Annotated in this window: 18 protein-coding genes and 2 pseudogenes; 8 read left to right on the plus strand and 12 right to left on the minus strand. The window is 63.2% G+C overall.

What is annotated here, in order from left to right; genetic code table 11:
• The first annotated feature begins 19 nt into the window (after positions 1 to 19).
• Positions 20 to 1,321: a cytochrome P450 gene (locus CYU59_RS21600; protein ID WP_293002527.1), complete on the plus strand. Its 1,302-nt coding sequence runs from the start codon at positions 20 to 22 to the stop codon at positions 1,319 to 1,321.
• A 135-nt stretch (positions 1,322 to 1,456) separates the two neighbouring features.
• Here CYU59_RS21600 and CYU59_RS21605 read toward each other — a convergent pair.
• Both CYU59_RS21605 and CYU59_RS21610 read right to left on the minus strand, forming a co-directional pair.
• Positions 1,457 to 2,266 (minus strand): annotated as a pseudogene (locus CYU59_RS21605) (sulfurtransferase); the annotation flags it as partial.
• A gap of 2 nt (positions 2,267 to 2,268) precedes the next feature.
• Complete coding sequence (locus CYU59_RS21610) at positions 2,269 to 2,673, minus strand: hypothetical protein (RefSeq protein ID WP_293002529.1); 405 nt, start codon at positions 2,671 to 2,673, stop codon at positions 2,269 to 2,271.
• 47 nt (positions 2,674 to 2,720) lie between these two features.
• Here CYU59_RS21610 and CYU59_RS21615 point away from each other — a divergent pair, with 47 nt between their 5' ends.
• Positions 2,721 to 3,095 carry a hypothetical protein gene (locus tag CYU59_RS21615; RefSeq protein WP_293002531.1) on the plus strand — a complete coding sequence of 125 codons (375 nt, stop codon included), beginning with the start codon at positions 2,721 to 2,723 and terminating at the stop codon, positions 3,093 to 3,095.
• 322 nt (positions 3,096 to 3,417) lie between these two features.
• Here CYU59_RS21615 and CYU59_RS21620 read toward each other — a convergent pair whose 3' ends face one another.
• Positions 3,418 to 3,690, minus strand: coding sequence for a hypothetical protein (locus CYU59_RS21620; RefSeq protein WP_293002533.1), 273 nt, complete (start codon positions 3,688 to 3,690; stop codon positions 3,418 to 3,420).
• Between the two features lie 260 nt (positions 3,691 to 3,950).
• On the opposite strand from CYU59_RS21620, the gene CYU59_RS21625 reads away from it, so the two are divergent.
• Complete coding sequence (locus tag CYU59_RS21625) at positions 3,951 to 4,940, plus strand: three-Cys-motif partner protein TcmP (RefSeq protein ID WP_293002535.1); 990 nt, start codon at positions 3,951 to 3,953, stop codon at positions 4,938 to 4,940.
• Here CYU59_RS21625 and CYU59_RS21630 read toward each other — a convergent pair.
• Positions 4,937 to 5,683 (minus strand): phage Gp37/Gp68 family protein, encoded by a 747-nt coding sequence (locus CYU59_RS21630; RefSeq protein WP_293002537.1) that lies wholly within the window; start codon positions 5,681 to 5,683, stop codon positions 4,937 to 4,939. The two genes, CYU59_RS21625 and CYU59_RS21630, sit on opposite strands and share 4 nt — an antisense overlap.
• Before the next feature lie 369 nt (positions 5,684 to 6,052).
• Here CYU59_RS21630 and CYU59_RS21635 point away from each other — a divergent pair, with 369 nt between their 5' ends.
• Entirely contained in the window at positions 6,053 to 6,466 is a 414-nt protein-coding gene (locus CYU59_RS21635; RefSeq protein ID WP_293002539.1) for a hypothetical protein, read from the plus strand.
• Between the two features lie 636 nt (positions 6,467 to 7,102).
• Positions 7,103 to 8,914 (plus strand): hypothetical protein, encoded by a 1,812-nt coding sequence (locus tag CYU59_RS21640; protein WP_293002541.1) that lies wholly within the window; start codon positions 7,103 to 7,105, stop codon positions 8,912 to 8,914.
• Positions 8,915 to 9,255: 341 nt separating this feature from the next.
• Here the strand turns inward: CYU59_RS21640 and CYU59_RS21645 are convergent, their stop codons facing one another.
• The 8 genes and pseudogenes from CYU59_RS21645 to CYU59_RS21680 all read right to left on the minus strand — a co-directional run bounded on the left by CYU59_RS21645 (position 9,256) and on the right by CYU59_RS21680 (position 14,930).
• On the minus strand, positions 9,256 to 9,492 hold the full coding sequence (locus CYU59_RS21645; RefSeq protein WP_293002543.1) for a helix-turn-helix transcriptional regulator: 237 nt from the start codon (positions 9,490 to 9,492) through the stop codon (positions 9,256 to 9,258).
• A 171-nt stretch (positions 9,493 to 9,663) separates the two neighbouring features.
• Positions 9,664 to 9,890 (minus strand): annotated as a pseudogene (locus tag CYU59_RS21650) (ribbon-helix-helix protein, CopG family).
• A gap of 85 nt (positions 9,891 to 9,975) precedes the next feature.
• On the minus strand, positions 9,976 to 10,209 hold the full coding sequence (locus CYU59_RS21655; RefSeq protein ID WP_293002545.1) for a LuxR family transcriptional regulator: 234 nt from the start codon (positions 10,207 to 10,209) through the stop codon (positions 9,976 to 9,978).
• A gap of 55 nt (positions 10,210 to 10,264) precedes the next feature.
• The gene (locus CYU59_RS21660; RefSeq protein WP_293002548.1) at positions 10,265 to 10,891 is read right to left on the minus strand and encodes a hypothetical protein; all 627 of its coding nucleotides are present in this window, start codon (positions 10,889 to 10,891) and stop codon (positions 10,265 to 10,267) included.
• Between the two features lie 81 nt (positions 10,892 to 10,972).
• Positions 10,973 to 13,354, minus strand: coding sequence for a hypothetical protein (locus CYU59_RS21665; protein WP_293002550.1), 2,382 nt, complete (start codon positions 13,352 to 13,354; stop codon positions 10,973 to 10,975).
• A 3-nt stretch (positions 13,355 to 13,357) separates the two neighbouring features.
• Complete coding sequence (locus tag CYU59_RS21670) at positions 13,358 to 13,843, minus strand: hypothetical protein (protein WP_293002552.1); 486 nt, start codon at positions 13,841 to 13,843, stop codon at positions 13,358 to 13,360.
• 101 nt (positions 13,844 to 13,944) lie between these two features.
• Entirely contained in the window at positions 13,945 to 14,235 is a 291-nt protein-coding gene (locus tag CYU59_RS21675) for a hypothetical protein (RefSeq protein ID WP_293002554.1), read from the minus strand.
• An 8-nt stretch (positions 14,236 to 14,243) separates the two neighbouring features.
• Positions 14,244 to 14,930 (minus strand): hypothetical protein, encoded by a 687-nt coding sequence (locus CYU59_RS21680; RefSeq protein WP_293002556.1) that lies wholly within the window; start codon positions 14,928 to 14,930, stop codon positions 14,244 to 14,246.
• A 516-nt stretch (positions 14,931 to 15,446) separates the two neighbouring features.
• Here CYU59_RS21680 and CYU59_RS29050 point away from each other — a divergent pair.
• The 3 genes from CYU59_RS29050 to CYU59_RS21685 form a co-directional block, all read left to right on the plus strand.
• A complete protein-coding gene (locus CYU59_RS29050; protein ID WP_363115137.1) occupies positions 15,447 to 15,632 on the plus strand; it encodes a ribbon-helix-helix protein, CopG family in 186 nt (61 codons plus the stop codon).
• A 668-nt stretch (positions 15,633 to 16,300) separates the two neighbouring features.
• Positions 16,301 to 16,981: a helix-turn-helix domain-containing protein gene (locus tag CYU59_RS29055; RefSeq protein WP_363115139.1), complete on the plus strand. Its 681-nt coding sequence runs from the start codon at positions 16,301 to 16,303 to the stop codon at positions 16,979 to 16,981.
• A 46-nt stretch (positions 16,982 to 17,027) separates the two neighbouring features.
• Positions 17,028 to 17,113: hypothetical protein (locus CYU59_RS21685; RefSeq protein WP_293002570.1), on the plus strand; the 86-nt coding region annotated here is incomplete at its 3' end.

The following is a 17,113-nucleotide window of genomic DNA, read 5'->3' on the forward strand; positions in this document are numbered from 1 at the left end:
ACGGCATAAGGAGCGACACATGTCCATCGGTCGGACCGCGCAAGGGGCTGTGCGAATACTCAAACCCGCTGGCGAATTCGTTCGGTTGAACGTCTCCGCCAGCGTGCGGACCCGTCGACGTGGCTTCTCCGGCTGGACGGGTGCGGTGAACACCGACTACGACCCGCAAGATCCCGCCACTGCCGCCCAGCCTTTCGAGGCCTATTGCGCGCTACACAGGGGTGGTCGCGTGCAGTACAACCCCCGGCGCGCCACCTGGATCCTGAGCCGGCTCGCCGACGTTCGCGCAGCGTTGCGTGACACCGATCAGGTCACCAGCACCGAAGGCGTCACACGGCTGAAAATCTCGGCACCTCTTGCAGTCCTCACCGACGGCGAAGAACACTCCCGTCTGCGTAAGCAAGTCCAGCCCGGCTTCAGCAAAGGTGCCATGCAGAGCTGGGAGGTGATAATCGACGAACTCGCGACCGACCTCGTGAGCGAGCTACTGACCAACCCGGGTTCTGACGTTATGGCGCGCCTAGCCATACCGATGCCGATTCGCCTGATCGCTCGCATCCTCGGCGTACCTGAAGGTGACACCGACGACTTTCGCCGCTGGTCCGAAAAAGGTGTCGGGATAATGGATTTCACTCCCACACCGGGTGGACTGGTCAACGCCGCCAAGTCGGCCGTCGCCATGGCCGCTTTGCGACGTTATTTCGTCCGTCAGTTCGCCGTAGGTGGACTCAAAGGATCCGACACAGTCCTCGGACGTTTGCTCGAACACAACACCGACGGCAGCCTTACCGACAAACAGCTGGTACTCATCGCCATCCACCTGCTGATCGCCGGGAACGAAACCACCACGAACCTGCTCGGCGGAATGTTCGACACCCTCGCGCACAACCCCGCGCAGTACAACGCGATTCGCGCCGATCCTGGTCTCATTCCCATCGCAGTCGAAGAGCACCTGCGAACAACGACACCGATCCAAAACCTGTACCGCTACACCCGTGCGGCTTACCAAGTCGGCGATGTCACCATCCCGAAGGGTTCACGTGTCCTGCTGTCGTTTGGTGCAGCCAACCGTGACCCGTCCGTGTTCGACAATCCCGACGACTTCCGCGCCGACCGCAATCCGCGCATGCACGTAGCCTTCGGATACGGACCCCACATGTGCCTGGGAGCATCACTGGCCCGCATGGAAGCCCGGGCAGTGCTGCGGGAGCTGACAGCTCGTGTGGCACGTATCGAGCCCGCCGGCCCGACCATCTGGAGCACCCACAGCTCGCTTCGCGGCCCAACCCACTTGCCGGTACACCTCGTCCCCAGGGATTGACACGTTTCCGCTTTGCTGCCGAAGACCGTCAGGTCCACGGCGGGGCGCACACCAGAACGTCAACCGCTAGGTTGACTCTCTATTGCTCTCCGATGGCTCTCGTAGGCCGTGTACCGGTTCTTGAGCCCGGCCAATCCCGCGCGCGACCGGGTTGTCGGGCTCAGAACTCCATTGCGACCACGAGCCTGGGAACAGCGATCCGCGGTATCCCGCTGCCACGAGCGCCGCGAGCGTGACGGCCGCGGTGACACCCGAGCCGCAGTACGCACCGATCCGATCGGTGTCGACATTTCGCTCGGCGAGCAGTCGGGCGACCGTCTCGCGACCGACGAACGTGCCGTCATCGGCGAGCACGGCGCCGCTCGGGAGATTCTTGGCGCCGGGGATGTGGCCGGCGACCGGGTCGATCGGCTCGACGTCGCCGCGGAAACGTTCGGGTGCGCGGGCATCCAGTAGCTCGAAGTCACCTACCTGCTGTGCGGTCAACGTGGGTAGCGCGCCGTGGTACAGGTCGTCGTGCGCGACGGTGACGTCGCCGGGTGTAGGAGTCACGGGGCCGGTGGACAGCTCGCCCCGCCACCCGGACAGCCCGCCGTCCAGGATGCGGACGTCGGCGATGCCGGCGGCCGTCAGCACCCACCAGGCTCGGGCCGAACCGGCTCGATTCCAGTCGTCGTAGACCACGGTCGGGACGCCGGCGCGCAAGCCCCAGCGCCGCGCCGCGGCCTCGACGGCGCGGCCGGACGGCAGCGGATGTCGTCCCCGTCCGGTGACGGAATGGTCGCTGAGTTCGTCTTCCAGCGAGACGTAGATCGCACCCGGTAGGTGGCCTTGCAGATAGGTCGCGCGGCCGTCGGGCTGGTCGAGTCGCCAGCGCACATCGAGGATGCTCACGGGACCGCCGGCGGCGACCAGGTCAGCCAGCTCCGCCCCCGTGACCAGCATGCTTATGACTTGAACCCCAGAGCGTGCAGTGCGTCGATGCAGCCGGCAATCCAGTCGGCGGGATTCGGTGGCGGCGTTCCTCCGAGAAGTTCCGCCTGACACGCCGTTGCGGCGGTGTAGCCGTTCGCCATCTCGCTGGCGAGGTACGCGTGATTCTGCGGCATTGCGAAGAAGTCGTGCTCGGTCTTGTAGCCGTCCTTGTAGGACGGGCTGGTGACGTTGGCTGCCGGCGGGGCGTTGTTAGCCGGGCCGTGCGGGCAGCCGTTCGCGGTGCACGGCGGATCCGCCTGGGCCCCGGGGGCCATGCCGATGGCGACCACCGCGACGGCTGCGGCGAGCGGGAAAGCAGTGCGGCCGAACATGTCACGCATGATTTCATGCCTGTCGAGCCGCAGGGCGAAAGTCAAGGGAAATCCCTGTATCCGCCGGGCAATGAAACGCCTACAAAGAACAGATGAGATTGCTATCAGGCCTGGCGGCCGCAACCATTCTTACCGGTGCCGCGATCAGCGTGGCCGGACCGGCGTCAGCCGAGCCACTGGATGGTCCCTACACCCATACGATCACCGACAAGAGTGGCGGGCCGTTCCACATTGGCGGGCAGACACCCTGGATCTTGAGCCCCTGCGGGTCAACCTGCCTGCGTATCCACCAAGCAGCGGATCCGGAGTGGGACGCGGATGTGCACCTGGAGGGCAAGACGTGGGCCGGACCTATCAACGCGCACCGAACGATCTCGTTCGACAAGGACACGTTGGTTGGAAAAGAGGTCCTGACCAAGGACGACGGCGAGGTGTACAACGTCGGCTTCACCCTCACCAAAGCCTGACTCGGCGCCAGTGGTGCCCCCGGCAGGATTCGAACCTGCGACACCGGCTTTAGGAGAGCCTACAAGCCCTCCTCGTCATGGTCTTGAAAGGTGTTGTGAGCTGGCGATTTAACGCCATCCGGCACCAGTCGAAACCATGGCGTGTCGCGGATTCACCGACCGAGCACCGACCACAGATAAGCGTTGACTTCCGGGCTCAGAAACGAGCGAAGCCCCTCGCCATGCAACCGACGGGCTCCACGGAGGCAATATGCAAACCACCGTTTATGCGCGCACGGGCAGTGTAGCGCCGAGGCGACTGAACATCACACGGCAGTCGTCGTCATTTATCGAGGGCTCGGATCAGAAGATCTTTGATCTCGGCCTGGCCCTCCTCCAAGGACCGCACCCGCGCATTAGTGTCAGCTGCGTCCGACTTGAGTCCAGCCACACCAGACTTGAGTTCACCAACGTCGGACCGGAGCTGTCGTTGCCCCTCAGCCAGTTCCCGCTGGTTAGCCCCGAGCGCATTGACCGCCGCGAGCACCGCCCGATAATCGGCTTGGCTGGCCTCCAAAGCCGCGACTCTCGCTTCAAGGTCTTCCAGCGTCGCCATCGGTGCATCCTATCCCGCAGATCAGCTCTGGGTCTGCCGCGAAGTGCCGGGACGATCGCCTCGGCGATTGTGGACGGTGCCAAACCACCGCAGGAAGCGGCACCTCGACCTGACATTGACATGACCCTATGCACCGCTGCCGACATCGCCGCGTCGCGTGCCTCTGCCAACCTCCGCGGCGTCGTCGGCCCGGACGGCTAATCTGCCTTCAAGGGGGAGACGCAGGCGCTGACGGCCCGTGCACAGATGGGTGGGAAAAGGTGGCGCGGAAGTGGTCCTACTGGACGCGCAACAAGCTGCAGATCCTGGCCGACTACTTGCCTGCCTTCAACGCGGCGAGTCAGAAGAGGGCCGAGCAGCGGATCTATCTCGACCTGATGGCCGGCCAACCGGACAACGTCGAGCGCCACACCGACATCGAGTTCGACGGCTCACCGACCGTGGCGCTGAAGGCGGATCCCGGGTTCACCGTCCTCCGGTTCGGGGAGCTGGGAGCCAGGGCCGACAAGCTCTCCGCATCGTTGGCTGAGCGATTCCCCGGTGACAACCGGTACAAGGTGATCAAGGGTGACTGCAACGCGACGATCGACGAAGTGCTCCGGGAACTCCAACCGCTGCGGTGGGCACCCACGTTCGCGTTTCTCGATCAGCAGGCCGCCGAGATCCACTGGAGCACCATCGAGAAGGTCGCGCGCTTCCGCCAGAACAAGAGCGGGTGGAAGACCGAGTTGTGGATGCTGATGTCGCCCACGATGATCGCCCGGGAGGCACGCCGGTCCGAGGAGTTCCGTCTGCGGGTGTCGAACCTGTACGGCGGTGACGACTGGCTCCGCATCCTGCGAGCCCTCGACGCGCGCAAGATCAAGGCCGAGGAATACCGGCAGGAGATGGTCAACCTGATGCGGTTCCAGCTCGAAACGGTCCTCGGCTACCAGTACACCCATCGAATCCCGATGACCATGTCGACCAACAAGATGACGATCTTCGACATGGTCTTCGTGACCGACCACGACGCCGGCGACAAGATCATGCGGCACCTGTACAACAAAGCGGCGCAGCGCGAGCCCGAGATGATGCGGCAGGCGCAAGTGGCCAAGGCGGACAAGGACGCAGAGGCGGCGGGGATGATCGGGTTGTTCGACGTCGGCGAACTCAGCGTGAAGCCGAGCGACAGTCTCGGGCAAGTCCTCTGGACACCGGAACCGACGTGGGATCCGGCATCACGTAACTGGTGGAACGATGGAGGTTAACCCGTTGCTGCGGCCGGCATCTCGTCCCACAGCTGGCCGTCGAGCTCGCGCCCGAACGCCTTCGGCGTGCGGCCACCCCACTGCTTGAAGAAGAACGGGACGTCGGCGTCGCTGCATGCGTCCCGGATTCCACGCGCCCAGGGCAGCTCCATCGGCCGGTACCGGGGGCCGGACTCGCCGCCCGCGATGACCCAGCCAATGCCCGTGAGGTCGATGCCGTCCAGGGGTCCGAGCAGCGGCTCGCAGGACAGGAACCGCACCGCGGCCGGTACCTCGCGGAGGTGGTCGACGCGATTCAGAACATCGGCGCCCTCGACCGAGACGCCCATCCAGACGTTGTCTGGCCAGTCCAGCTTGTCGGCGACGCGGCGCAACCGCAGGCTGCGTTTCGTCAGCACCTGGTAGGTGTGCCGCGGGGTGTCGCGGCACACGTCGAACACATCGCGGATGAAGTCCAGCGGCACTTTGGCGTGGAAAAGGTCGCTCATCGAGTTCACGAACACGACCCGCGGTGTCTTCCACCGCAGCGGTTCGCCCAACGCCTGCGGGTGCACCGCTACGCCGAAGCCCGGGCCCGAAGTGCGAGGGTCTCCGTCAGCTTGATACTTCTCCGAGGCCATGGCCTTGAGCCGCTTGGCCAGGGTCATCGCGTAGCAGTGGTCGCAGCCGGCAGAGACGCGGTCACAGCCGGTGACCGGGTTCCAGGTGGCTTCGGTCCATTCGATCGACGATCGGTCCGCCATCGTGGTCTCCTCAGCTGGTTCCGGGCCTGTGCTCCACCTTATGGTCAGGCACCGACACAGAATCACATCCATGTAATTTGTAATGGCGTGTCGCTTGGCGCTATGCGGCGGGGCGAGTCCGTTCATCGGCTGCGTCTGCGCGGGACTCGACCATCGCCCACAACATCACCCTGTCTCCATTTGTCTCCCTGCCTTGTTTCCCAGTCCTGCACTGCCGCAACACAACCCGCTACCAAGACCACGAACCTTCCATCAGAGGGCACCGCCATCAACCGTTTTCGACCAGCCCACGAACCACACACCTCTTGCATTAAGGTCACGGAACGGTAACGCCGTTTCGTCCGTACGAAATTGCGGTAGCGTCTCACCATGCCCGATCCACTCCTTTGCCCGCGCTGCTACGGGCAGCTGCCGGCGCCTGGCGGTCGGGGTCGTCGACGCGTGTGGTGCTCGCAAACGTGTCGGCGGGCCGCCTACGAGGAGCGCCGAGCTGCTCGCTCCGGAGCGATCGGGCTGCGCGTCGAGCGCGTCGTGGAGCGGGTCGAAAAGCCGGTGTGGTGTGTGGAGTATCGCGACCGCTTCGTTGAGGTGATCCCCCCGCCACCAGACCCGGCCCAGGCGGCCGCGATCGTCCTGAATTCGCCACGCGCCTGCCGGATGGTGCTCGACAGCCTGACCGACGCCGCCACACTGGGCACGTTGCATCGCGGCGAGCACGCCGCCACCGTGCGCGCGGCCGCGCGCCTGCTGACCGCACTTCGGGTCGCCGGGCTGCTGAAGTAATCACCGGGGCTACGCCCACGCCCGCGGTGCAGCGCACCGCGCCGCGCGGACGCGGCCGCGCCGGCACGCGTCTTCCAACCTGCTTCCCTCGCGGCGCGCCGCGAACTTGTCAACCAGCGCGGCCGCGCCGGCACGCGTCTTCCAACCTGCTTCCCTCGCGGCGCGCGGCGACCTTGTCAGCCAGCGCGGCCGCAGTTCGCCGATGCAGCCACGCCGTCAACGAAGCGGAGGATCTCTGACCTTCCAAAATGGCCTGCCCTTATCCTTGCTGCGCCGAGCTGATAGCTCATGGACAGGATCGCTGCATCAACACCAGGTTGATTGACAGTGGCTGCTTTTCAGGCGATTTGACGACAATGGCGACCGCTGCGTGCTCTTACGCGCCCGTGCCGGCGAGCAGTTACGGGCGGGAGCCGATTATCGCGATGTTGAGTGGCGACCCCTACGTGATTGTTCACGTACGAGTTATTTCCGGGGCATTGGTAGACGGCTCTTTGAAGTGTCTTTTACGCTGCGGCCATGCAACGACAGCGCGAGCCCCAACAATTGCCCAGCGGTCGACCGCTGGGACTGCGGTCTAGTCGCTCGTACGCCAGCACACAGCGTCACAGCACCCACGCGAAGGGCTGAAAAGCTATGGGACGCAAGAGTCGCCACAAGCTCGAACGAAGGCTCGGTCAATTGCCATCGACGCCCAAACAACTGCAGCGTGCGCGGCTAAAGGCCCAACGACGCGCTCGCAACGTTCCACCCACCGTCGAGGCCTATGAGCGTGTCGCTGCAAGCGACCCGACACGACTCGTTGACGCACTCGTCGGTCGTCACTCGAGCCGGATCGATAATCTTGATGCGGTTGCACAACTTTCGATGGACCACTGCGTTTGGCCTCTGGTGTCGGTCTGCGAGTTGGATGCGATCTTTATCCGCCAAGGTCATCACCTCGGCCAGCATTCACCACCACACGAGAGTCCGTGGCCAACACACCTGTCCTGGAGTGTCGAGAGCACCATCGCGGCGCTGCGGTTGATGCTGGCCGGCCAAACCATTGGCGCGGCAATCATCTTGCGGCAGCAACTTGGCCGATGGACACTTCTGCTCGCGCGGGGCGGCGCCGTCGTACAGGGGCGCCGCGAGCCGATCGAGTCGTTTATCGCCCGAGCATGGACCCAGCGCGCCATGGATAGGCTCGGCCGATATACCTTTGACGTCGCACTCGCTGACCGCTTCGATGACCTCGACGACCACCCCCGCACGACGGGTGCCATTAACACCGATCACGAGCATGTACACATCGACGGACGGGCCGTATGCCCGGCCCACGTGTACCACACGCTGTGCGAGCTCATCGACGGACAACACGCCGCTCAGCGGGTCGGCGTCGAGGTTGTGCGCGACCTCGACGCCGAGCACTCGGCGACTGATACCAACGGCCCGACCCAGGTTCTTATAGATGCGTTGGCGCTGTGCATGATTCAGATGCGACTGGCAACAGTAACGACGCACGTCTTCGCAAAAAACCGCGAGACGATGCGCGGAATCCCTCTCCTGTCGCCGCTGCCCGAGCGACTTCCCGTCCAGCAACTCTCGGAAATACCGCTGCCCCTGAGCGAGCCGGTGGCGACCGGTCTGTCGGCGGCCCTGGTGTCGCTGGTTGACCGCGAATTCGCCGCCTTCGACGCCCCCGCCGAGCTGGGGCCGCTCTACACTGAGTACCACACTGCGCTTGCCGACATAGACACCGCTCAGCGTTCCATACCCCAGCAACTGGCCGAACTCACCTTCGGCGCGCATCAGTTCTCAAGGCTCCTGGTTGCCGCTAACACCCGCGCCAAAGACTGCGAGATCTCGGACCAGCGCCTCAAGATCCACCAACACCTCCTCCCCGCATCCCCGTACGTCTTGACCGCGGAGTTCGCCGCGTTGTGCGCGCTGTGGAATCAATCCCGACCCGAGATCGCCGCTGCCGCCGCGCAGATCTCGGCGACGCTGCTCGCCGGAGCCTGGCTCTGGATCGAAGAAGATGACCGTGCTATGGGCATACTGCGATGCACTCTGCACCAAGCAGCTCGATTGCGCGCCTGGCACCTGCACCCCGACGCCGCCCAAGCGTTGCAGTCCAGTTCCTCGACCGCCCCGCGCCGCTGGATCACTCTAGCTGGCTGGTCAAAATTCCGCTCGCTGGATCGCACGCTGTTCGAATTCGCCCATGCCAACCGAGAGAGCCGCCTCGACGCCGCGGCAATCCTCAACGATCACCGCAACGACCCCGAAAGCCTTATATCCCAACGGGTAGCCCGACAGACAGTACTGGACACGGTCACCGGACTCGCCGCAGCCGAAACTGTCAGAGTTGTTGCCGCACAACAATCGCCAATGATAGCTGACACTGTGCGCGAAGCACTACATCAGTACGGACTTAACGTCCAGGTCCGCAGCAAGAATAGATGACACCTGAGATACAGGGCGCTGTCAGTAAGCCGAGATGTTCAGCGTTCCAGACCGTCATGATTGGACGGCGGCCTGCCAGCACGTGTTCTGCGCATCGGTGAGTTCGGGGACGCCGCTGTGCTCGCTCATCCACAGGTCCATCCCTTCCGGGACTGTGGCCGGTAGCATCCGTCAAAAGTGTTGCGCCACTGATGTGTCCGTCGTCAGCCGGGACGCCCCGGCACCGGGGGCTCGCGGATGTCATTAAGGGGCGCTGTCAAATCCCCACACTGCGACAGCGGCCTGGGTATCGGGTACTAAAGCTGGAATGTGGGTCAGGCGACGTCGATACTGATAATGAGTCATTGGCCGCAGGCGCGGGCCAGGCGTTCGAGCAGCTCGACAGTCGGTGTGCGCGCGCCGGATTCGAGGGCGGCGATCGCCGACTGCGTGGTGCCCATCTTGCGGGCCAGTTCGGCCTGGGTGAGTCCGGCGACTGCACGGGCACGGTAGGCAGTCTCAGCCAGCTCCAGCGCAAGACCCGCGGCTGCGTAAGCCTCGTCGAACGCGGCCCGGTCCTCGGGGCCAAGTTCGGCCACGATTTACTCACGGGGGTCGGCATAGCTGCTCATTGGGTTACCTCTTCCCTTGCCGGCGGTGTAGCACGTTGCGTGCCCACTGCACTTCCTTGCGCTCGTTGCTCCGTTGCTTGCGGAAGGTAGTCAGCGTGATGGTCGGTGTCGCGACGGGCGGGATGTCTCCGGGGATGATCACAGGCCAGCGGCCCGGTTCGCCCCGTAAACCTTGTGCGCGTAAGCGTCGATGTTGAGCGTCGGCACCGTGTGCGTGGTGTATTCGTCAGCGAGCGCCGAAGATGCTCGTTGCGCAGGGCTCGTTCGAATATCTCTGGGCGATTCAGCCCGGCGGCCTGGGCGTCGGCATCGGCCGCCTCAAGCACGGCATGATCGATCGTAACCGAGACCTTACCTTTAGCCATTCCACTATCCTACGAGAAGTGGAATAGACCGTCGCGCCTAAAGGAACTCGGTCACACACGGGTCTGGTTTGCATTCCGTCGATCTCTAATATGGCTCCCGCCTTTTCTGCTCGCGCTCTTGGTATTTCACGAACCCGTCGACCGCTTGGGCCGTGACCCCGAGTTGGCGCGCGATCCAGGAGGTGCCCCGCCCGAGCTCAATTAGCCGCCGCGCTGCCTCCCGCCGCCGCTGCCGAGCTTCACCGGCCTCTGCCGTGAAACGCTCCAAATCGGCGTGAGCGGCGAGCAGATCAGCGAGCGCGTGATTTTCGTCGTCCACGTCGCCGATTGTTTCAGACTGCCTTGAAAAGGGTCCATCAACAGGCTGAATAACTTCAGGCTGACCGGGTCAGTCGGCCCGCATAGTCAGGCGACTCTATGTCGGCCAGCGCGCGATTGATAACGTCCTCCAGCTCTGCAGCGCTGGCAAGGTGCATGCAGCGCCGCGACAACCACAAGCTCGTTAGTCTTCCCGCTGTATCGACCGAGACCACTAGATCACTGCGACCGGCGAATTTTTCGGTAGTCGCGGAGGCATAGGACAGCAACGCTTCAATTCGTTTCAGCCGCTCCATCACATCCGCTGCCACTCTCTTGTGGTCCTGACATTTGTGCGGCGTGGCCGTCGCGTCCGCCGCTGGCATACTGGCTGCCGAACTGTGCCCCCGACGAATGCCGCAGCACCGGTCAACATAGGTCGCGTAGGCAGCCAGCTCGGCAGGGGTCCGTGCGTTTTGCGTTACTTGAAGTCGCAAGGCGGCCAAGGTATTCACGCATACGACATCGTTGGCCAGTTCGGCTGCCGACAGGCGCATCACCCATGGCGATAACCGGACCCGCATGGTCCGCCCGTCAGTGCCGACCTGAACCCGAACGACGCCGCCTGGGCTCGACGCCTCGGCAGCGTCATCCGATACCGCCATATGAAGCCCTCCACACTCTTCAAGACTGTCTTGAAGCATAGGTAGCACACAGCAGTATTTCAAGGCTATCTTGAAGAAGGGGTGGGTCGTGCGGTTCGGCCTGCTCGGCGCGAAGGAGGCTTAGCGGCCCCGCCTTGATTGGCTGCTGTCCTCCAGTACCCGTAACAACGGCTCTAATTTGACGCCGAAGTCCCCCGGATACGCCGCCGCGGCGGCATAGATCATGTCGGCAACGTCTGGCGTGCTGTGCCGCCAGCCCCGTAGGAACTCCATCGTCCGGGCGCAGACCCATTGGGCGTGATAACGCTCGCGTTCGGCTACGCCGGCATCGTGGCGAGGCCGGCCTGCGCTGAGGTTCACGTACTCAACCATCGACGCCATCAGGTAGTCCTGCCAGTCAGCGTCAGAAATCGTGTCACCCGTACCGAGCAGGTCCCACATCTGCCGAAGCTCCGGTGGCGTTTGTACATCGGTCGACATCTGCACGGCGTCAATCATTTGGATTGCCAACGGAACACACACCTGGCTTGCAAAGGCACGCGACGCAGCATCGGTATCTGTGAGCCGCTGCACCCGAGTAAACAGATCCGGGTGTAGAACCTCCAGGCGGTGGGCGTGCATATCGTCGAGCACTGGCTCGCTGCAGTTCTCGTTCATGTTGCGGGGCGGGCAAATTCCGTACTCCACACCCGGTACACGTTCAGATCCGCTTTGTGTCGTCAAGCCCACCGCGAGCAAATGAGATCCGCGCTGTGTCCGCAACTTCGCGTATTCGGCCAACACTTGCCCGGCATCGTTGCATCCGAACCACTTCGCGCGAAATTCGCTGTCCGCCAGAGGGTCTGTAGCCAGCAAACGTGTCGCGCGAGGCAAAAATACTCCCCACGGGGTGTAGCCGAAGCCCTCGTTAGACATCACCGCGCATTCGGTCGCGCCGCCGGCTTCACCTCGGAACATACCCACCGCCCACTCAATGACGGGGTAACGCGCACCGTCGCAATCCCGTCGGAGCTTGAGCGCCAACGCTTTCGCGCTCGCCAGCTCCGCCGATTCTGTCCTCTGTCGGCGTCCCGCGTCCGCGTTGCCGCGTCCGTGGACGCTCGCCGGCACCAACAGGGCGTTGTTCTGGCCTGCCCCAACCGCTGGCCCACCGGCCGAACCCAACGACCCGCCAGAGGAAGCGGCACCGCTACCAGCCGAGGTCGCGGATGTCCCCACTCCCGGACCCGCCGAAACCGATGCGGCTGGAGCACCCATCCCGGGCGGGGGAACCATCATCGCCGGCCCACCAATTCCCTGGCCCGCCGCTGACCCCGTAAAGGATGCACCTGCAGCACCGAGGCCCGTCGACGGCGCAGTGCTAGTCGACAAGCCAGCCGCTGGAGTCGCCGCGCTCGTCTCAGTCGTCGAAGCTGTTGCGCCCGAACCGATACCGGTCGCCGGCGGCAACGAACTCAACGACGACCCCACGCTGGACCCCGCCGAAACACCTTGCGAGAACGCACCCGCCGACGTCGCCGCCTGCGGCGCGGTCGGAAGGCTCGACGGCAAACCACCGCTAAGACCAGTTGCTTGCGCGCCAGGCACACCGCCCGACATCAAACTCGACAAGCCACCGCTTGGCCCCAAGCTACCCAGACCGCCGCCAGAGCCCAGGCCGCTCAGTCCACCAGCTGAACGGAAGCCGCCCAGCCCGCCCGCGGATGACAATTCGCCACCCGGAAAACCGACCGGCGGTGACGGCAGAACCGCGTCATCCTTGTGTGATCGTCGTTCAATTCGAACCTGATCGAAGCTGCTGCCATCGCTTTGATCACCTGTTTTGGGAGCGCGTCGTTCAATTGCAGCGGGGCTCGGTCCTACGTCACCACCCTCGACGTCATCACCCTGGTCCCCCAACTTTTCGCTGCGGCGTTCGACCGGGCCTGGGCCAGAGTCGGGCGTCTCAGGATTCGGCGGGGGTGGCGGTGCATCTGGAATGGTCCGGCCAACGATGCCTGCAACAAGGGGTTCAATCGCTTCCACTGTCTGGGTGTTCCAGTACCCCAGGGTGGCAGCTGCGCCGTGATGCACGGTCTCAGCTCGCGCACGGTGTTTCGCAATAATGGCGGGCCGCTCTTCTGCTGGTGCTGCTGCGAGCTCGTCATGCGCTTGATGGTCGATCGCCTCCAGATGTGCTGACAGTTCTCGCGCAGCTTCTGCGGCGCGCACTAGCGCATTCGCGAGCGTATTTCGTAACTCGCCCAGGTTTCCGTGGTCGATACCGAGACGCAGATGGGCGACCGCTATCCCCTCTGCGGCGCCTCCCTGTGCCATGTCCTCAATCTGCTTAGCGGCTTGCCGGTATGCCAGTTCGACTGGCTCCGACTGTTCAGCCACAGCGGAGCGATAGTTCGCTCCTAGTTCTGCGGCGATGTTGTGCGCCATCGGCCACAGATACGGCGGGATAACTTCATCGGAATGCGGACCCGCGGGAACGGGTCGGGCCGCGTTCGCCGCCATTAGCTACTCCTTGCACAAAGCCTTGAGTTTTCCTACCGGGACCGCCGATCTGTCAGCAGCCGCGTTCGCGGCCGCGTCCGCGCCCGCTTGCCCGTCGGCGGCTGCAGTGTCGATCACATCATCCAAATAGTCGCTAATCGCCGCCGAAACCTCGTGGGGCGTGGCGGCCGGAACATGTTGGCGCACATAGTCAATCTGAGCCGAAGCCTGCGCCTGAGCAGCGGCCAGCGCCATCGCTGTCGCCGGATCATCCCGACGTGCCGGTGAATCGATGAACGCCTTCCGTGTGGCATTCATCGCTACCGCTGCCGCCCGCCAAGCTGTGCATGCCTCCCTCTTGGCCGCCTCAACTTGATCGGCACTCACGGCCGCCGCCGCCGCCGTAGGCTGCACCGGCGCTGACTGCAGCGAGCCGGACGATGACCGAACCAGCGCCACGCCCCCCACCAACAAGGCGGCGAATGCAACCGCCAGCGCTGCCAGCGCCAACCGCGAGCTGCGCGCTGAAGTCGGTGCCAATTGCCTGGCCACTCCATACGCTGAGACGGCCGGCACCGAGCTTGGCCGATCCGGCGGTTGAACAGGGCCGGTCATATCGTTTCCAACCGCGCCTTATTGTCGGCATTCATCGCTCTGAGCTTCTCTAACCCCGCCCGTGTGCGCCTATCCAATAGGTGGACTCGCTCTGTCAATGCGGCCACCGCGGCGGCCTCAGCCGCCGCGCCGATCGTCGCCAAACTGCCTAGCGCGGCGTCGACGGCATTGCCGGCCGGCAGCGACCCTGAAGGTGTCACCCCGAGCGTTGCTCCTTTGGCCGTCGCGCCAGCTGCAACTCCGCCTACCGCCACCGGATCAATCGACAGCTTCGATACATCACCCATAGTTGCCCCTAACTGTCACGATTCGCCCGAGTCCTGGAGTCGCGCACAGCAACTCCACCCAGCCACGCAGCCACGGCAGTGACGTGCCCACGCAGAAGGTCGGTCTTTTTCGTTTTGTTGCGGCTCATGGCATTGACCGCCGTATTGATCGTCTCGCGGATCATGGCAAGCCGATGGGCGTAGGCATCGTCACGAAGATCGATCACAGTCTGGTCGGCGCAGCCGTGACGACCGGCCTCAATCTCAGCGCATTTCTTCGCGCGCTCACTGCCCGTCAGGAGACGGGCCCGATGAATTTCTTGGAGTGCACCCGGAAACGCTGGCGCATCGGGCACCGGCGCCAAGCAGTTGACTTCCTGCTGCTCCAGACGGTACAGAGCTGCCTTATCCGGGTCGGCAAACGAGTACCCCTCACCAATTCGTAGGTCAACCAGGCGCCATTGTGTGACTTCGTAACGTACGTGCTCGCTGATCCACTGGCAATAGCGGGCCGCGGACACCAGCAGGGGCTTATCGACCGACAATGCTTGCGCGCGCTCGTACTTCCGGTCGCCTGGCCGACTGAATTTCACATCCCAATCGAGCCTTGTCGTAATGGTCAGCAGCTCACGACTTACATCGGCCATCAAGTCCGCCGCGAACTTCGCGTAGGTGTCGGAGAAAACAATGTCATCACACCTGAAGGACGGGATCACTTCGACCCCCAAACCTCGGCCACAGTCGACGATGACCTTGACGTCGCACGCCTACTCAACAGAGAGAGCTCCGGCACTACCCTCGGCACATCCATGAAATCCGTTGCCGCGCGGGCGTACCGCGCGTCAGAAGACTCTCCGGCGTGCTCATGCCCGTCAGTCATGTGGGTCACGATAAGCCGCCATCGGGAGAAAATCTACCGTCACGAAAGAACCGTTAAAACAACTATTGTGTGCACAGCTTTAGCCCAGAACTACTTTCAAACCCCATGCCGTACCCAGCTTTAGACAGCTTTGAGGCCACGATCACGTCAAAAATACCCAGCTTTAGGCGCATCTGTGGGCAGGATGGGCAGCTTCCGAGGTACAACCATGTGCGAAGTAGTCAGCTTTAGACAGCTTTGGGACACAACTACTTTCAAGCATGGACGCACGGACCATAGGTGCTCTACCATCCCGGATCACTGACCGCGCCAGCTCCTCCTCGGCTTGCGGAACGGGAAGAGAGGTTGACCAATGACAAAACGCAGTGGGTCGGAGAACCGCAAACGCAACATTGTTCTGCAGTTACGGGTCGATGAGACCGAAAAGAAATTAATCGACCGAGCCGCGAAAACTCGCGGAATCAGCATCCCAGAACTGCTTCGCCGCAGCACTTTTCGTAGCATCGCAAGCTGCCATGACTCTACGCTTCCGAAGTAGTTGACGCGAAGTTCAGCGCCCTCACCCAGACAACAGAGTACCCGCGAGAGTCGCCCGCACAGGCCAGCCAAACAGTTCACGGGCAGATGAAGTCGCGACGCACCCGCTCGATGTACTCCTCCGTCGTGCATTTGCCGCAGACCACGTCAACAACAGCCTCGATATCCCCTTTCAGGCTCCCAGCCTTCGAGAACATTGTCGGCGACCGCGACAATCACGGCCCGACGTTCACCGCCAGTCAGGCCATCAAGAAGGTCTGGCCATCGTTCCGCCCAGGAGGGTCCGCTTAACGCATCAATAGACCAGATTCTACCTCACGACACGACCGCTCACGACAGTAGGCGGAAGGTAGTTCGCAATCGGGGCGAGGCCTCATTTGTCCACGCGCTACGGCGACAAATGTTGCCTTTCAACGACTTCGAGAGCTAATTCCGGAGCGGTGCTAGACGCAGTCCCAGCCGGCGACTTACGTTGCACCCCATGCGAGACCGAATAGGACGGACGAGACGTCCCGAGTGCTGCCGGCCGCACTGCTACGCGATGCGACCCCCAAGGCCGTTTGGGACAAAGCCTATTCGCAGGAGCAGCTACCGATTCGCCGCATCATTGTGTTCGGGACTACACCTCCTCGCGACCGGAGGTTCACTTCAGCTGAAAGCTCCGGTTCAGTGAGCTGGAAGGCCCTCGATTGGGCAACGGATCTCGACATCGATTCCGCAACAGCGAAATTCATTCTGCTCTTACTTGCCAATAAAGCGGACGAGGACTTCTCGTGCTTCCCGTCTGTGAGCACCCTGATGGCTGAATCCAGCGCCGGCCGAAGCACGGTCCTGCGTGCCCTTAAGAAGCTTGAGGGCGAAGGCCTTATTACCCGCTGCCCGCAATTTCACGATTCTGGAGCCCGGCGGGCCACTCGCTACTACCTCAATCATCCGCTTGCGCCTCACCTGGGTTTAACCCCCCGTCCCAATACGGGACCCCCCGGTATCGATACGACACCGGCCCGGTCCCAAACCCGGACGGGAGGGGCGTCGTATCGGGACCCCACGGGGGTGCCAAATCGGGACTCCTTGAACCCCACATCCGAATCACCAACCGAACCACGGTCTGACGTGTCAACTGTCTTGAAGGCATTGCCCTGGAAAATCAGCCCATCGGACGCCACCGATCTCGCGCCAGCGCTCGTCGATGCTTTGGCCTCCGGCTGGACACCCGACAGCCTAGTAGCTCGTCTGTCTCGTAATCCGGACGGCATTCGCCACCCGGCGCGGGTTTTGGCTCGGCGGCTTTCGGAACTCCCCTGTCGGCGTCGCCTGAAAACTGACCCCGTGTCGACGCCCGAATTTTGACCCCCTTCATCTGAGTCTCGGCTTATGAGCCGAGAGGAGAAGGGAGTTGTTGTCAGTGGAGGATTGGGCTGAGATCCGCAGGCTGCATCGAGCGGAGGGGTTGCCGATCAAGTTGATCGCCAGGACGTTGGG

This window comes from Mycobacterium sp., assembly GCF_002863225.1.
Lineage (GTDB): Bacteria > Actinomycetota > Actinomycetes > Mycobacteriales > Mycobacteriaceae > Mycobacterium.

Bases quoted from the DNA above. Each gene is read 5' to 3' on its own strand.
- CYU59_RS21630 (WP_293002537.1), bottom strand. From the start codon at position 5,683: ATGGCGGACCGATCGTCGATCGAATGGACCGAAGCCACCTGGAACCCG.
- CYU59_RS29050 (WP_363115137.1), top strand. From the start codon at position 15,447: ATGACAAAACGCAGTGGGTCGGAGAACCGCAAACGCAACATTGTTCTG.
- CYU59_RS21640 (WP_293002541.1), top strand. From the start codon at position 7,103: ATGGGACGCAAGAGTCGCCACAAGCTCGAACGAAGGCTCGGTCAATTG.
- CYU59_RS21600 (WP_293002527.1), top strand. From the start codon at position 20: ATGTCCATCGGTCGGACCGCGCAAGGGGCTGTGCGAATACTCAAACCC.
- CYU59_RS21665 (WP_293002550.1), bottom strand. From the start codon at position 13,354: ATGGCGGCGAACGCGGCCCGACCCGTTCCCGCGGGTCCGCATTCCGAT.
- CYU59_RS21620 (WP_293002533.1), bottom strand. From the start codon at position 3,690: ATGGCGACGCTGGAAGACCTTGAAGCGAGAGTCGCGGCTTTGGAGGCC.
- CYU59_RS21675 (WP_293002554.1), bottom strand. From the start codon at position 14,235: ATGGGTGATGTATCGAAGCTGTCGATTGATCCGGTGGCGGTAGGCGGA.
- CYU59_RS21615 (WP_293002531.1), top strand. From the start codon at position 2,721: ATGAGATTGCTATCAGGCCTGGCGGCCGCAACCATTCTTACCGGTGCC.
- CYU59_RS21660 (WP_293002548.1), bottom strand. From the start codon at position 10,891: ATGCTTCAAGACAGTCTTGAAGAGTGTGGAGGGCTTCATATGGCGGTA.
- CYU59_RS21635 (WP_293002539.1), top strand. From the start codon at position 6,053: ATGCCCGATCCACTCCTTTGCCCGCGCTGCTACGGGCAGCTGCCGGCG.